The organism is Microcystis sp. T1-4, from assembly GCF_000297435.1.
Classification (GTDB): Bacteria; Cyanobacteriota; Cyanobacteriia; order Cyanobacteriales; family Microcystaceae; genus Microcystis.
This window is the reverse complement of sequence record NZ_CAIP01000034.1, coordinates 1-15,050: the sequence shown is the minus strand read 5'-3', so window position 1 is coordinate 15,050 and position 15,050 is coordinate 1. Positions and strand designations below refer to the sequence as shown.

The window sequence follows — 15,050 nt, the reverse complement described above, 5'->3', positions numbered from 1 at the left end:
GGGGCATTTAACATCATTAGAAAAGTAATTCCTGATGTCATTGACCAGGTAATAAAGGGGTTGCCGTTTAATCCGCTCCGTGCTTGATCCACTAGGAATGACTAAGCTTTCAGGCTTTTAAGTAAGTTTGAGTAAGTTTAGTTGAGCGGTTTGTTAAAAGATACGACGGTGACTTTCATCGGGAAATTTTCTTATGTGAAGTTAGGTTAAGTGAAGCCAAAAGATGCAGCGCACATTCGTACATTCTATTCTTTTTTTTGCCCATTTCTGCTAATTTTAATACAGTTTTTTTGAGTTTTTATGGCAGGGTAGTCAGTTTTATTGCCTCGATAATTGTCCAGATTTGGGACGGAATACCTCGTTGCAAGGGTCTCCGTGGCAACGCATTTCCAGAAGTTTCACCTCTTGCATAACCCATCAGGGAGGGAAGGGATACTCTCCCTTGTATCATTGCAAGGTAGAAGCTTGGAACGAGAAAAGAACCGGTTCCCAATCAATTTAATTTTTAGTCGGTCAAAATTACTTTTTAAGCTAGAGCTAGTAAATATAAATAGCACCCTGTTGATTGATGTTAAAAGTGGTATAACCAGGGGTACTCCCCGGAACTTTGGTGACAGTAATCGTGACTAAATTATCATCATTGACCTCGACGGCATAGATTAAACTAGAAGAATAGGAATCTGCGGCGGCATTAGCCCGATTAATCAGAATATATGCTGGAATTATCAAACCTCTTAGGGTTGTCTCCGCACTGGGAGATAATAATTGGGGAGAGGAATTAATATTGGCCGATAGGTCATAATTGAGGTCAATATCGGTTTGATTGATGATTTTGATCTGCACGGGACGACTGGTATTCACCCTAGCCACCGGCTGCCAAGGACCGGGTTGAAAGGTGGTAGCGGGGGGATTTTGAGCGGGTAGAGAGGGGGGAAAAGCTAATCCCAGACTTAACAGTAGGGAAAGAGTCAAAAAGCGATCGCATTTCATAGATGAATCCTGGTCTAGGGTTTTCATCCTATTTTAGGGGGGTATCTCCAGTGTTTTATACTTGAGTAGAAGCTTTTAAAATTGTCTATAGTGGTGAGTCATCAGCTATCGGGGGAATATCCTAAGCTTGCCCGATTTTGCTCTATAAACAAGGCTAAATACACCTTTTTTTCTCTAGAAGTTTCCCTAGTAACCCCTATCAACGGTTTAATTTAGGTTGAGATTGATTATATGGCAACCATCGACATATCGGGAGTATCCCACAGTTACGAGTTATTTTCGCCCCAAGCGGATAAACCGGTTTTAGTCTTTATACACGGTTGGCTGCTGAGTCGTCACTACTGGCAGCCTTTGGTAGATATTCTCTCCCCGGATTATCCCTGTCTAGTTTACGATCTCCGGGGCTTTGGCGACTCCCAAAAAATCACCTCTAACAGTCCTCCTAGCAGTTATAACCTTGAATCCTACTCCCAAGACGTTATTACCCTTCTTAACCGCTTAAACCTCGATGCTGCTTGGTTAGTCGGTCATTCCCTCGGTGGTAGTGTTGCTTTGTGGGCTGCAGATAGCTGTCCTGAACGGATTAAAGGGGTAATCTGTATGAATGCTGGGGGTGGCATCTATCTAAAGGAGGAATTTGAGCGCTTTCGAGAGGCCGGAAGACAGATTTTACAGAAAAGACCCTCTTGGTTGCCCCGTGTTCCCTTTATTGATCTTTTATTCTCGCGGATGATGGTCAAGCAAACCCTAGGTAAAAAATGGGGCAAACAGCGCGTGATTGATTTTGTCCGGGCCGATTACCAAGCGGCCCTAGGGTCACTTTTGGAAACTACTACTATCAGCGAAGTTCATCTTTTACCCCAGATTGTCTCCCGTCTCCCGCAACCGGTCTATTTTCTGGCGGGGAAAGAGGATACGATTATGGAGGTTAAGTACGTTAACCATCTGGCCAGTTTTCATCCTTTGTTTGAAACTGGCAGCAACGTGATTGAGTTATCCGATTGTGGTCATTTTGCCATGCTGGAACAAACAACTGCGGTAGCTGAAAAGATGATGGCTATTTTAAATCAGCATCGCGGTTAGAACCTGTAGGTAAGCGCATTCTTGAACTTTTCCAACAGTTTCTTAACTCCACAAACAGTGAGTTAAAAACTCAAATCTGATCCCTGATAGCTGTCTCGGAGTCTCCTACTTGGCTCTCCCAGCTTTGGTGGGTAAAATGTATTCTAAGATACATTTCTCAAGAGCGAGGGGGTGGAACGAACCACAAAGACACAAAGGACACAAAGATCGATCGATCCTATGTCAATTAAACTTATCACACAGAACCTAGAAGAGCCCCTACTTAATGTCTTAGTCCATAATTAAAACTCAATAGCTTTAACCAGAGGCGAGGATTGTCCTTTTCTAGCCAACTTTGCGAGTTTTTTAACCATTGGGGAAACCAGGAACCAAAAAGCAGATTTTTGACTCCATCAAGGCTAAAATCGAGATAGGAACCCAACCAACGAATTAAATCCTGACTGCCGGCCATTTCTGCTATCCATAACAGTAAAGCGGGGTTTTTTCTGGCCGCTTTAATTGCTAAACGGCTAAAGGTTAACCAATCGGTTTTATCCTTAATAAAGGTTTCGGAAACCTCCGGCGGTTCGTCGGCCAATAAACCGAAAAATGTGTTTAACATGGCGTTAATTCTTTGGGGTGGTAAGGTTTTTCCTGTGGGAACCATCATTCCTTTAGAAAATAACCAAGTTACCGCCACATTACTTTGATAGGCCCGCACATTTTCTAGGTCTTTAGCTGTTAGTAAATCGTGTTTCAATGCGGTATCCAAAAGATGGGTTAAGCGCTCTAAATTACGCACCAAAGAACCGAATCCAGTAAAGATTAAGGGTGATTGCAGGGAGGCGGCATCACCGATGGCCAAAATGCGGTCAAAGGAGACAATTCGATCTTTTTTTCCTGTGCTGAAATGCCCTGGTATATAACCAAAAGTTGGTTTTTTCCAAGTTAATTTTTCTGGGTCACACTGTCGATATTCTGGCAGAATAGTAAAGAAATCTTCGTACATTTCCAACAGAGAACCGGGGTTATCGGGATGGACTTGATGATAGTGAAATAGATAGAAAGTTAATTCTTTTCCTTCCCCCGGAAACAATTCCCAAATAAGTTGTCTGCCTTTAGAAATATCGCCATGGGAATTTAAGACATCGCCATAGTGAGAATCCCACACCACTGGCTCGAATCCTTCTACTACTGCCCCCACCGTCGGACAGACACTATCAAAGGCACGCACTCCGTTTAATTGCCAAGCGATGGGAGAGGCGGAACCCATAGCATCAATCAATAAACGGCCTTTGATCTGTTGAATTTCTCCACCATGATTGATGGTGATAGTAACACTATTGGCGGTAATATCAGCCTTGATAAATTCCGTTTGATCGAGAATTTTACCGCCATGATTCTGTATTTTTTTACCGCAGGATTGCAGCAATTGATCGGAATTAATGGCGATATTTAAAACCGTGGGAGTATGGAGAATTTGGGCTTTTAGATGGGGGGGATTATTGCCATCAAAAAACTTATTAAAGCCATCGAGGTATTCTTGGAAGATTAATTCCTCGAATTCCTCGGCGGTAAATAGGCCTAAATTAATTAAACTTTGAAACTCCGATCGAGAGATATTCCATTCCCGATTCATCCGTCCGAAAGGCAGTCTTTCTACTAGGAGGACTCGATAACCTAATTTGGCCATCTGTGCCGCATGAATTGCCCCCAAGGCACCACCAATATAAATTAAGTCGTAGGCGATGGGATGCTCATTTTCCTCACTGCTGGAGAAAATTACCGGCTGCGGTTGTTGGGGATTTTTGGCACTGTCGCGCCAACGTTTTTCCCACCAGTACAAGCGTCCTAAGTCCGCCTCCCCTTGGGGCATTTTGCGGAAGTAGTGAACCGTTAGGGGGTAGTCCGCTTCTAAATCTGTAAAAATTGAGTGATTTTTTTGATCGATGTTTGGTATCGTGTTATACTGCGGCGGAAAACGCTTTTGTAAAGCTCGATCAAGCTGCTGAGTCAGGGATGTTTCTTGATTATGCGATCGCTGACCCCAGCGGAAAACTTTTAAATAAGTAGTCCGTTGCAGCGTCCAGACAAAGATCGACAATTCGATCGCCTCCGATAAGCGCAATCTCACCCCGTTAGGTGTATTTGTCTTGACACCGCTGGCAGGTTGCCAATCGGATTGTAACCACTGACAAACGGCGATCGAGTCGGGAGTCGGAATTTCTCTGTAAAGGATTTCTCTCATCTTGATTTAGCTATTACACCCAAAAATCGTCTGATTACGCTAGACTACACAAAAAGTTTTCTGAAAAAAGTTAAAAAAACTTTACATATCTAGATTAATACACAGCCAGGACCATCTGATTATGAATTATCCTATCCCGACTACCCCCGAAGAAATTGCCGCCCTCCGACAGCGTCCCGTCGATGAGGAGATGATCGCTGCTGTGATTGCGGGAATTATTAGAATGGCCCGCGCTCAGGGTCAATCTCTAGATGATCTGACTGAAGAAATTCTCGCAGAAGACCCGATTTTAGATCAAGTGCAGCGACGTTGGTTAAGTCAGCTTTTGACTAATGCTTGGCAAAATTTAGCCGGATGGATGTAGTTGAGCGATGGAATGGCTAACAATCACTCTCGCTAGTGTTTTGACCCTGTTAACTCCCGCAGGGGCAATTATCGATCGGGTTTTAGCCGATACCCTTCGCTCGCAAGTGGAAAAAGTGGAACAATTAGCCGTGAGAGTCGATAACACTCCCAATTATCAGGCTCTGCAAGGCAAAATCGATCGAGTTCGCATTTCTGCACGGGGAATTTATCCCCTTGCTGATGTTCGCATTGAGAAGATCGAGCTAGAAACTGAGCCAATTAGCCTCGATTTGCGGCGATTACAGCAAAAAAACGGCAATTTAGCCGCCGCTCTGCGCCGACCGGCTGCGGGGGCGTTGCATCTTGTCCTCACGGAAACTAATGTTAATCAAGCTTTACAATCGGCAGCGGTCAAAGAACCAATTCAGACCCTGATTAATAATCTGATTCCCTCTAGGGAAGAATTGGGCAGCACAAAATATCAATTTAGTCAAGCAAATTTTAACTTTCTTAATAATAATCGAGTTGCCCTCAGCCTGCAGCTGGAGACCCAAAGACCGGACGGCCCGGCAGCCAGCCTCGATCTTAGCCTAGAAGTGGGATTTAAGCTAGTGCAGGGGCGAAAAATCGAGCTTATTGACCCCACAGCCACTCTTAATGGTCGTCGCATCTCCTCGCGCCTTCTCAAAGGGTTTGCCGAGGGTATATCCACTCAGTTAGATTTAAAAAACTTCGAGAAACAAGGAATTATCGCCCGCCTTCTACAATTGCAGATCGACGATGATAAGCTGAGTATAGCCGCCTTTGGCAGAATTGAACCTCGATCGGGGAACCCCAATTAAATTTAACGGTCGGAAAACAGGAGATCCGAAGTGGGAATTATGAATTATGAATTATGAAGTGGGGTGGTGGGGAAGTAGGGAGACCACTTCGTGCGCGTTGCGGGGGGAGAATAAAAGCGTTCGACTGATAACTGATAACTGATAACTGATAACTGATAACTGATAACTGATAACTGATAACTGATAACTGATAACTGATAACTGATAACTGATAACTGATAACTGATAACTGAATTATGCCTAGTTCTCGCTCTAGTGATAAAATCTCTTTGCCTTGGATAATTGGTATCGGCCTCGCTTTATTTACTGCTGGTGGGGCCACTGCTTGGTTTGCCGTCCATCACCTATCTTCCTCCCAGAAAACCAGTGAAAACCCGATTGAATCTCCCAGTCCGGTGCCGATAAGTCAATCACCAATTGTTGAACCGCTTTCTCCTGGTCCAGTGAAGACAAATCCGACAGCAACTCCTGCAGCTATTCCTGTTAGGGAAACTCGACAGGTTTATTGGTTAAAAGTGACCGATACGGGTAATCAATTAGTCAGCCAAGAAATTACCGTTCAAAAAGCGGATAGCCGCGAGGGAGAGTTAACAGCAGTATTGAAGATTCTATTAGCTGGTCCAAGCAATCCTCAGGATATGACTACTATTCCCCCCGGGACTAAATTACTTGATTTAAAAGTAGATAAAACGGGAATTAAGATTAATCTCTCGCGGGAGTTTGGCAATGATGATGGACCTGATATGTTGATCGGTCGTTTGGCACAAATCATCTATACTACTACCGGCAAAGATCCCAATGCTAAAGTCTGGATTCAAGTGGAAGGAAAACCCCTAGAATTGCTAGGAGAAGGCCACGGTCTTGAAGTTGCTCAACCGATGACCCGTAAGTTTTTTGAGGAGAATTATCAGTTATAAGCTGCCCGGGCATTGAAATTTTTGGTTGCCATAGCAAATTGAGATTAACTAGGGGGATTAGTGGGGGGATAGGGAAAAAAAATCGGATAGGGAATTTTAATTCCTTCTTGCTGATAGCGTCGGTGTAGGAGTTTAATAAATTCGTGTTTAATGGTGAGGTGTTGAAAAAACTCCTCTTCTACCACCCTGAGATAAACCGTCAGCAGGATACTATAGTAATCGAATTTATGATAACGAATAAAGGGTTGATAGTCACCGAGGTTAGGTTGCAATAAATGGGCGATTTCTTGCATTACTTCTAGGGTGACTTTTTCGACTTTTTCTAAGTCACTATCGTAACTAATGCCCACTTCCACGGGAATCAGTAGGGAGTTATCCGGTAAACTATAGTTACGGAAACTAGAAGAAATGATCTGAGCATTGGGAATAACTAAAAGATTATTGGTAATTTCTTCGATGACTGTGCATCTTAAATCCACATCTCGCACATAACCAGCTTCTCCAGTTCTCAGTTCAATATAATCTCCCGGTCTAACTTTTTTAGAAGTGATAATATTAATCCCTGACATTAAATTAGCTAGGGTATTTTGGAGAGCTAAACCGAGGGAGACGCCCCCAATACCAAAGGCAGTAAGCATGGGAGTGATCGAAATGCCAATCGAGCTTAAAATAAGCAAAAAACCGCAGCTAAAAATCAGAACTTTGGCGAGAAATTCAAATAGGGAAGTTAGGGAAGAAATGCCATCATCTCCCGTGGTATAAAATCGTAATATTTCCACGGATAATTGAGCAATAACCCAAGTAGCCGAAGCTAAAAAAGCCACTAGCAGCAATTTTTTGCTCAGGAGAATCAGGTAGGGAAAGAGGGGAAGATTGGGAAGGGAGAGGGCAATATTTAAACCCAAAAGTCCGAACCAAAGTATGCTTAATCCACGAAGGGAACGTAAAACCCCTTCCGAGAAACGCAGGTTTTTTTCTCTGGCAATCGATAAAAGTTGACTGACAACGCGCTTTTCTACGAGCCATCCCAACAGCAGGAAACTGAGGACGATGGTGATAGGTAGGATAATATAGGGCCAATCTTCCAGTCTGGTTAATAGGTTCATTGCTAGAGGGTTAGAAAAAGATGTACTTTTGCCTTATATTATTCCCCATTTCCCTATCTCTAGCAGCGGTGGTGGAATTTTCGGGCAAAAAGTTGCAAAATGTAAAGAGAAACTCATCTTTCCTTTGGCGGCCTTCGTGAATAGTCAGTTACTTAAACCAAAATTCGGGCTTTATCGATTCTCAATGGTTATAATCGTGGTTTTGTTCCTGATTAGCACCTATTTAATCACCTTTAATCTGGCTAAGATGTCGGATCCCTACATTAAAGAGGTGTTATCCCTACAAGGTAATGTCAGTCGCGGTTACGAAATCTTTCAAATTAACTGTGCTGCTTGTCACGGTCAGTTTGCTGATGGTATCGTTGGACCAAGTTTAGAGGACGTTTCCCATCGAAAATCGAGAATTAGTCTGATTGAACAGGTAATTAGCGGTAAAACCCCGCCAATGCCGAAATTTCAGCCTGATCCTCAAGCTATGGCCGATTTATTGGTTTATTTAGAAAATCTTTCAAAAAACTGACTCTTGGCTGAGATTGATGGTAAGCTGGGACGCGTTGAAACTGGGTAGAGAGTGGGAAGTGGGGGAAGTGGGGAAGTGGGGACGGGGGGGGACGTGGGGGAATGGGGGAATGGGGAATTTCAACTAAAATCCGAACACCCCAAAACCCTAACACCCCAACACCTCGCGCAACGCGCACGCAGTGACCACCCCAAAACCCAACCCCTGAGCAACTGATAAATTTTACTTATATAGAAAAATTTTGCTTCTATTTGGGTACGCTAGTAGAGACACTTAAGGATAAATACTTATGTCTTGGCATTCCCAAGTTGAATCGGCAATTATCCAAGGGGATTTCTGGCAAGTTAGCCAGTTTTACGAAGAACTGATAGAAAGAGAACCCCTAGAAATTAGTCATTATTGGTATTAATGCCGGCATTAGTCAGGGTATAGCTTGGAGTGATGAAGAATATGTGCAGTGGGGAATTAAGTTAGGATTAGATCAAAATTTAAGGGAAGAAATTCGTTATCAATTACGTCAATCTCGTCATACATCTACCCTCTGGAATGCCAAAAAATTTACCATAGATATGGAAAAAGCCTACGAAGAAATTTGGCAAAATCATCACGATAACTAGCTTATCTATAAATGAGAAAATTTATCGGTAGCCTCAATTAAAGCACTACGAATTCCCACTTCTGTCATCGAATGTCCCGCATCGGCAACAATGATCAATTCCGCTTCCGGCCAAGCTTGATGTAATTCCCAAGCAGAAATCATCGGACAAACAATATCATAACGTCCTTGCACGATAACCGCGGGAATATGGCGGATTTTATCAACATTTTCGATCAGTTGGTTATCCGTCTCTAAAAAACCCTTATTGACAAAATAATGGCATTCAATCCGCGCAAAAGCTTCGGCAAAATTATCCTGACCGAATCTCTCGATTAAATTCTCCGCAGGAATTAATTTGCTGGTACTTCCCTCCCAAATTGACCAAGCTTTGGCAGCTTCTAGACGGATTTGGGGGTTATCGCTAGTCAGGCGCCGATAATAAGCTGTCAGCAAATCTCCCCTTTCCTCCGGGGGAATAGGTGCTAAATAATTCTGCCAAATATCGGGAAAAATATAACTGGTTCCCTCTTGATAAAACCATTTTAATTCTTTTTCTCGCAGTAGAAAAATTCCGCGCAAAATTAAGCCTAAACAGCGTTCGGGATGGGTTTGACTGTAGGCTAAAGATAGGGTACTTCCCCAACTACCGCCAAAAACTACCCAGCGCTCGATTTTTAATAATTCTCGTAGTTTTTCGATATCTGCCACTAACAGCCAGGTGTTATTTTCTCTTAACTCAGCGTGAGGGGTACTTTTACCGCAACCCCGTTGATCAAAAAGGACAATTCTCCATTTCTGTGGATCGAAATACTGACGATAAATCCCCTCAATACCACCTCCGGGCCCGCCATGGAGAAATACTACCGGTTTACCCTGGGGATTGCCCACTTCTTCATAATAAATTGTGTGGAGAGCCGATACTTTTAAGTAACCAGTACAATAGGGATCGATCGCTGGATATAATTCTCTAGTCATATTTACAGTCTTTCTCATTAAGATGAAGTCTAACCTAATTTGCCATCTCCCCACACCCCACACCCCACACCCCACACCCCGCTCCCCTGGTATTAGGCCCAGAGAGACCCTAATAGCTAAAGAAACTGCACGATTAGATACCAAAGTCCCTCACAGATAGAAGATAATCAATATTTATCAGTATTGGAAGCCTTCAGCATGGTTCATTTAACGCCCAATCCTAGCTATAGTTTAAGTCTCAAGATAGAAATCCCCAATCAAGCGGGAACCTTCGCTTCTGTCCTCAATGCGATCGCCGATGTGGGGGGGAATTTAGGGCAAATTTCTCTGATCGAACGCAATTTAAAGATTAGCACCCGCGAGATTATGGTTGATGCCGCTAGTACCGACCAAGCGGAACAGATTATCGCCGCAGTTAAAGCTCTACCGGATGTTAAACTCCTGAAAGTTTCCGATCGCACCTTTGATCTCCATCGTCGGGGTAAAATCTCCATTGAAAGTCGTATTCCCCTCACCTCCCAAGATGACCTGGCCATGGCCTACACCCCCGGAGTTGGTCGCATCTGCACCGCTATCGCCCACGACCCCGAACAAGTGTACTCATTGACCATCAAGGGCAACACCGTCGCTGTAGTTACCGATGGTAGCGCGGTATTAGGATTAGGAAATCTCGGGCCAGAGGCTGCCTTGCCAGTAATGGAAGGGAAAGCGATGTTATTCAAGGAATTCGCCGGAATTGATGCTTTTCCCATCTGTTTAGCCACCCAGGACCCCGAAGAAATCATCGCAACCGTCAAAAGAATCGCTCCGGTTTTTGGGGGTATTAACCTAGAGGATATCGGCGCTCCACGCTGTTTTGAAATCGAGAAACGTCTGCGAGCGGAATTAAATATTCCCGTTTTCCACGATGATCAACACGGTACAGCGATCGTTTCCCTGGCTGCCCTGATTAATGCCCTCAAATTTGTCAAAAAATCGCTTGATACAGTCAAAATCGTCATTAATGGTGCAGGTGCAGCGGGAATCGCCATCGCTACCCTCTTTAAAACCGCAGGAGCCACAGATATAATCCTCTGTGATTCCCATGGTATCCTCTCCCAAAACCGGGACGATTTAACCCCAGAAAAACAAGCTTGGGCCGTGGCCGCCAGTGGTAAGCTAGGGGATGCTCTCAAAGGCGCTGATGTCTTCCTGGGGGTGAGCGCACCGGGGGTATTGACTCCCGAAATGGTTAAGGGAATGGCTAAAAATGCGATCGTGTTTGCCATGGCTAATCCCATTCCCGAAATTCAACCGGAATTAATCAATGATTTAGTGGCCGTGGTGGCTACCGGACGCAGCGATTATCCCAATCAGATCAACAATGTTCTCGCTTTCCCCGGATTATTTCGCGGGGCCCTGGACTGTCGCGCTAGGGCAATCACCGATAATATGTATCTGGAAGCGGCCAAAGCGATCGCTTCTTTGATCACTCCTGCTAATCTCGATCGAGAGAATATTATTCCCTCGGTTTTTGATGGTCGTGTAGTTACGGCTGTGGCCGCCGCCGTTCAACAGGCTGCTCGTCAAGATGGAGTGGCCGGGGAATAATGTAATTATCGTGCAGGAGGGCAAGTAAACCGTGAAACCGATCGATGATATTCCCGAAGCTTTGCGGGACAACCAGTACAGAAAAACTACTAATCCTAATGGTCTAATAGCGATCGCAAGCGGTTTACTTGCTCTGGTGGGAACTGGCCTAATTGCCATAGCAGTCTTGAATCGTCCCCCTGCTACCGTAAAAAAACCGGTTATTAACCCCTCCCCCCTGATTAAAGCCACTCCTAGCCCCATTGAGAACATTCTAGGTCATTTACCCTATCAAGAGGCCCCGGAGACGGAATTAGCCCCTATTACTGGGGATGGTGGTATGCGTTTAAGGAAGGCAGCAGCCAAGGCTTTTATCCAGATGCAGAGTGACGCGAGAAGGTCGGGGGTGATTTTAATGCCGATTTCCGCATTTCGATCGAAAGCAACCCAAGAAAAGCTCTTTTTTGAAGTTAAAAAACAACGCAATCAGCAAACCCGCAAACGAGCAGAAGTGAGCGCACCTCCGGGTTACAGCGAACATCATACCGGTTATGCGATCGATATTGGCGATGGTCGCGCTCCCGCAACTAATTTAAGTAGCAGTTTTGCTAATACTGCCGCTTTTCGTTGGTTGCAAAATAACGCTGCCCAGTATAGTTTCGAGTTATCTTTCCCTGAAAATAATCCCCAGGGTATTAATTATGAACCTTGGCACTGGCGTTTTGTCGGGGATAGTCACAGTTTAGAAACTTTTTATAAAGCCCAACAATTAGGAAAACAAAAATAAGATAACCTTATCGGCAATTGTCTCCGGTAGGGGCGAAGCATTCGGACAATAACCTATCGCTGAAACCAGAGATTTTCTATCCGAATGCTTCGCCCGTACTTTTTCAATTTTTTATAAAGCCCAACAATTAGGAAAACAAAAATAAGATAACCTTATCGGCGATCGATGGCATTTTCTGGAATTAATTACTAAAATAGGATTATATTGTATTGTGAGTGTTTCTAATATGTCCAAGCCGGTAGAATACTTAACAAATGAGCAAGGGGAACGAGTTGGGGTTTTATTAGACTGGAACACCTATTCTCGATTTGCCAATTCATTAGGACTCGATGAAGATTGTTTGATTGGTTTGAGTGTGGATGAATTAAAAGCGCTGGCAAGTTGTCAATTGTCCCTCGTAGAGCAAACCCGTTTAGATGATTTAGTGACGAGAAATGCAGAATCTTTACTCTGCGCTGATGAAGTAGCTGAGTTAGATGAGTTGTTGGCAAAAACAGATCAATTAACAATTCTTAAAACTCGTGCCAGATATACGCTAAAGTGCTTGGAACAAGGTACGACGGCAGCGTGAGTGTTTATATTCGGATGGGGTTACAGCGACAAATTCGCACTCGCTTTGGTGATTGCTGTGCCTATTGCCGGACAGCAGAATTCCTAACGGCGATGACGTTTGAATTTGAACATATTCGCCCTCTTGCAGCAGCTGGGGAGACGGTGTTTGAGAATCTTTGTTTTGCCTGTCCATCTTGTAATCGTTATAAGGGCGATCGCCAGACTGCTATCGATCCAGAAAGTGAAGAAATAGTTGCATTGTTTCATCCCCAGTCGCAAGTTTGGGGGGAACATTTTGCTTGGAGTGAGAGCGGGACGGAAATGAGGGGATTAACAGCGATTGGTCGAGCTACAATCGCAGCCTTACAGATGAATCGTCCCGCCTTGGTTCGGGCTAGGGTAATGTGGGTTAAACTGGGTGAACACCCGCCAGATTTCCCTTGATTGCAGGGGGTTCGCTACAAGATAAATGATTGACTGGACTCCCTATCTCAAATCAATCTCGGACTCGGAAAAGTACGCCCAGTGGGAGACATTTTACACCCTCACGGACGTAGAGAGAAAAACACGCCCGTCGAAAACTGCACCTTTGCTAAGGGATTTGTGGGTACAGACGATTGAAAAAGAACCACAAAACCGACAAGAAAGACCAGAAAGACTAGAAAAACCCGAAAGATTCACGGTTTTAGATGGTTTACGCGAATATGCGGCTAATCACGTTCTTTTAAAAGGTCGTCCCGGTTCAGGAAAATCGACCGCTTTAGCCAGATTATTATTAGAAGAATCCGTAGAAGCCCAAAGCTTGCGCCCAAATCAACAAAATCAAGCTAAAATCATTCAAATTCCCATTCTCATCGAATTACGCTTGTATGAAACCTCAATTCTTGATTTAATTTTACAATTCCTGAAACGCCATAAATTAATTATTGATAGTAATACCCTAGAAAGTTGGCTGTTAGAAAATCAGAATTTTAGCCCATTATTATTATTTGATGGTATCAATGAATTGCCCTCGGAAGCTGCGCGACAGAAATTAAAAAACTTTCGCCAGCAGTATGCAGAAATTTCGATGATTTTCACCACAAGGGATTTAGGCAGCGACGACTTAGATATTGAAAAAAAGCTGGAAATGCTCCCCCTGACTGGACGACAGATGGAAGATTTTGTCAAGACCTATTTGCCTGAAAAAGGCGAAGAAATGCTTAAACAGTTGGGAAATCGTCTCAAGGAATTGGGAGAAACCCCCCTGCTTTTGTGGATGTTATGTGAAGTTTTTAATGAGAAAAGCCAAATTCCTGCTAATTTAGGCTTAGTTTTTCGACATTTTACTGAAAAAGTTTATCACCACAAATTAAAAGCAGATGTTTCTACTTACCAAGAATCCCGGGATTGGTGGCGAGAATTGCTGCAAGTGTTAGCTTGGAAAATGACCCAAGGGGAGTCAAAAACTGAGATTCAGGTGGCTATTTCCCGAACAGAAGCAGAGGAAGAATTAAGCAAATTTATCAAAAATAAAGGATTCCCAGAATATTACAGTAAGCAGTGGTTAAAGGATTTACTGAAATATCATCTAATTCACCTAGAAGGTAATGATAAAATCGCTTTTCGCCACCAACTGATTCAAGAATATTACACGGCTGAGGAATTAAAGAAAAAGTTACCCCATCTCAGTGATGAGCAGTTACAGTGGGACTATTTGAATTATCTCAAATGGACGGAACCTATGGCGTTGCTGTTGGGGTTATTGGATAATGAAACCCAAGCAAAACGGGTGGTTAAGTTAGGGTTAGAGATTGATTTAAAATTAGGAGCGAGGTTAGCAGGAGAAGTCAACTTTGAGTTTCAAAAGCAGACAGTGGGGTTAGTGCTTGGGTTGGATGTGCCGAAACAGTTTAAGGTGGAGTTATTGGGATTAACAAAGTCTAATCAAGTTGTTAATCAGTTAAGTCAAGCTTTAGAAGACTCTGATGGGGTTGTTCGTGGGAACGCAGCCGAGGCTTTGGGTGAAATTGGCTCAGAAACAGCCATTGCGGGGTTACTCAAGGCTTTAGAAGACTCTGATGGGGTTGTTCGTGGGAACGCAGCCGCGGCTTTGGGTAAGATTGGTTCAGAAACAGCCATTCCGGGGTTACTCAAGGCTTTAGAAGACTCTGATAGGTTTGTTCGTAGTGACGCAGCCGAGGCTTTGGGTAATATTAGCTCAGAAACAGCCATTCCGGGATTACTCAAGGCTTTAGAACACTCTGATGAGCATGTTAGTTGGAACGCAGCCTTCGCTTTGGGTAAGATTGGCTCGGAAGCAGCCATTCCGGAGTTACTCAAGGCTTTAGAAGACTCTTATGGTTCTGTTCGTGAGAACGCAGCCGAGGCTTTGGGTAAAATTGGCTCAGAAACAGCGATTCCGGGGTTACTCAAGGCTTTAGAACACTTTGATGGGTTTGTTCGTAGGGAGGCAGCCGCGGCTTTGGGTAAGATTGGTTCAGAAACAGCCATTCCGGGGTTACTCAAGGCTTTAGAAGACTCTGATAGGTTTGTTCGT

At 43.9% G+C, this 15,050-nt stretch carries 14 protein-coding genes and 1 pseudogene; 11 read left to right on the top strand and 4 right to left on the bottom strand.

Going from position 1 to position 15,050, the window contains the following annotated elements; all coding sequences use genetic code 11:
- Positions 1–537: 537 nt before the first annotated feature.
- Positions 538–990 carry a hypothetical protein gene (locus MICAI_RS01915; protein WP_008197050.1) on the bottom strand — a complete coding sequence of 151 codons (453 nt, stop codon included), beginning with the start codon at positions 988–990 and terminating at the stop codon, positions 538–540.
- Positions 991–1,221: 231 nt separating this feature from the next.
- On the opposite strand from MICAI_RS01915, the gene MICAI_RS01910 reads away from it, so the two are divergent.
- Positions 1,222–2,073: an alpha/beta fold hydrolase gene (locus MICAI_RS01910; RefSeq protein WP_008197048.1), complete on the top strand. Its 852-nt coding sequence runs from the start codon at positions 1,222–1,224 to the stop codon at positions 2,071–2,073.
- A gap of 262 nt (positions 2,074–2,335) precedes the next feature.
- Here the strand turns inward: MICAI_RS01910 and MICAI_RS01905 are convergent, their stop codons facing one another.
- A complete protein-coding gene (locus MICAI_RS01905; RefSeq protein WP_008197047.1) occupies positions 2,336–4,300 on the bottom strand; it encodes a hypothetical protein in 1,965 nt (654 codons plus the stop codon).
- A gap of 121 nt (positions 4,301–4,421) precedes the next feature.
- Between MICAI_RS01905 and MICAI_RS01900 the strand changes: the two genes are divergently transcribed.
- The 3 genes from MICAI_RS01900 (at position 4,422) to MICAI_RS01890 (ending at position 6,404) form a co-directional block, all read left to right on the top strand.
- Positions 4,422–4,664, top strand: a complete 243-nt coding sequence (locus tag MICAI_RS01900; protein WP_008197045.1) for a hypothetical protein — start codon at positions 4,422–4,424, stop codon at positions 4,662–4,664.
- A 7-nt stretch (positions 4,665–4,671) separates the two neighbouring features.
- Positions 4,672–5,487: an LmeA family phospholipid-binding protein gene (locus MICAI_RS01895; protein ID WP_008197044.1), complete on the top strand. Its 816-nt coding sequence runs from the start codon at positions 4,672–4,674 to the stop codon at positions 5,485–5,487.
- Positions 5,488–5,723: 236 nt separating this feature from the next.
- On the top strand, positions 5,724–6,404 hold the full coding sequence (locus MICAI_RS01890; protein WP_008197042.1) for a GerMN domain-containing protein: 681 nt from the start codon (positions 5,724–5,726) through the stop codon (positions 6,402–6,404).
- Between the two features lie 44 nt (positions 6,405–6,448).
- On the opposite strand, the gene MICAI_RS01885 is transcribed toward MICAI_RS01890, so the two are convergent.
- The gene (locus MICAI_RS01885; RefSeq protein WP_008197040.1) at positions 6,449–7,510 is read right to left on the bottom strand and encodes a mechanosensitive ion channel family protein; all 1,062 of its coding nucleotides are present in this window, start codon (positions 7,508–7,510) and stop codon (positions 6,449–6,451) included.
- A 184-nt stretch (positions 7,511–7,694) separates the two neighbouring features.
- Here MICAI_RS01885 and MICAI_RS01880 point away from each other — a divergent pair, with 184 nt between their 5' ends.
- Positions 7,695–8,030, top strand: a complete 336-nt coding sequence (locus tag MICAI_RS01880) for a c-type cytochrome (protein ID WP_008197037.1) — start codon at positions 7,695–7,697, stop codon at positions 8,028–8,030.
- 407 nt (positions 8,031–8,437) lie between these two features.
- A pseudogene (locus MICAI_RS25610) lies at positions 8,438–8,647 on the top strand (hypothetical protein); the annotation flags it as partial.
- Positions 8,648–8,652: 5 nt separating this feature from the next.
- Here the strand turns inward: MICAI_RS25610 and pip are convergent.
- On the bottom strand, positions 8,653–9,603 hold the full coding sequence (gene pip, locus MICAI_RS01875) for a prolyl aminopeptidase (protein WP_039899467.1): 951 nt from the start codon (positions 9,601–9,603) through the stop codon (positions 8,653–8,655).
- A gap of 198 nt (positions 9,604–9,801) precedes the next feature.
- On the opposite strand from pip, the gene MICAI_RS01870 reads away from it, so the two are divergent.
- From MICAI_RS01870 to MICAI_RS01850, 5 genes are all read left to right on the top strand, one after another.
- Positions 9,802–11,193 carry an NAD-dependent malic enzyme gene (locus tag MICAI_RS01870; RefSeq protein WP_008197030.1) on the top strand — a complete coding sequence of 464 codons (1,392 nt, stop codon included), beginning with the start codon at positions 9,802–9,804 and terminating at the stop codon, positions 11,191–11,193.
- 31 nt (positions 11,194–11,224) lie between these two features.
- Positions 11,225–11,959, top strand: a complete 735-nt coding sequence (locus MICAI_RS01865; RefSeq protein WP_008197028.1) for a M15 family metallopeptidase — start codon at positions 11,225–11,227, stop codon at positions 11,957–11,959.
- A gap of 226 nt (positions 11,960–12,185) precedes the next feature.
- Complete coding sequence (locus MICAI_RS01860; RefSeq protein WP_002754005.1) at positions 12,186–12,530, top strand: hypothetical protein; 345 nt, start codon at positions 12,186–12,188, stop codon at positions 12,528–12,530.
- Complete coding sequence (locus MICAI_RS01855; RefSeq protein WP_004163229.1) at positions 12,527–12,955, top strand: HNH endonuclease; 429 nt, start codon at positions 12,527–12,529, stop codon at positions 12,953–12,955. The genes MICAI_RS01860 and MICAI_RS01855 overlap by 4 nt, the downstream gene beginning before the upstream one ends.
- Positions 12,956–12,980: 25 nt before the next feature.
- A partial coding sequence (locus tag MICAI_RS01850; RefSeq protein ID WP_039899470.1) for an NACHT domain-containing protein occupies positions 12,981–15,050 on the top strand: 2,070 nt, incomplete at its 3' end.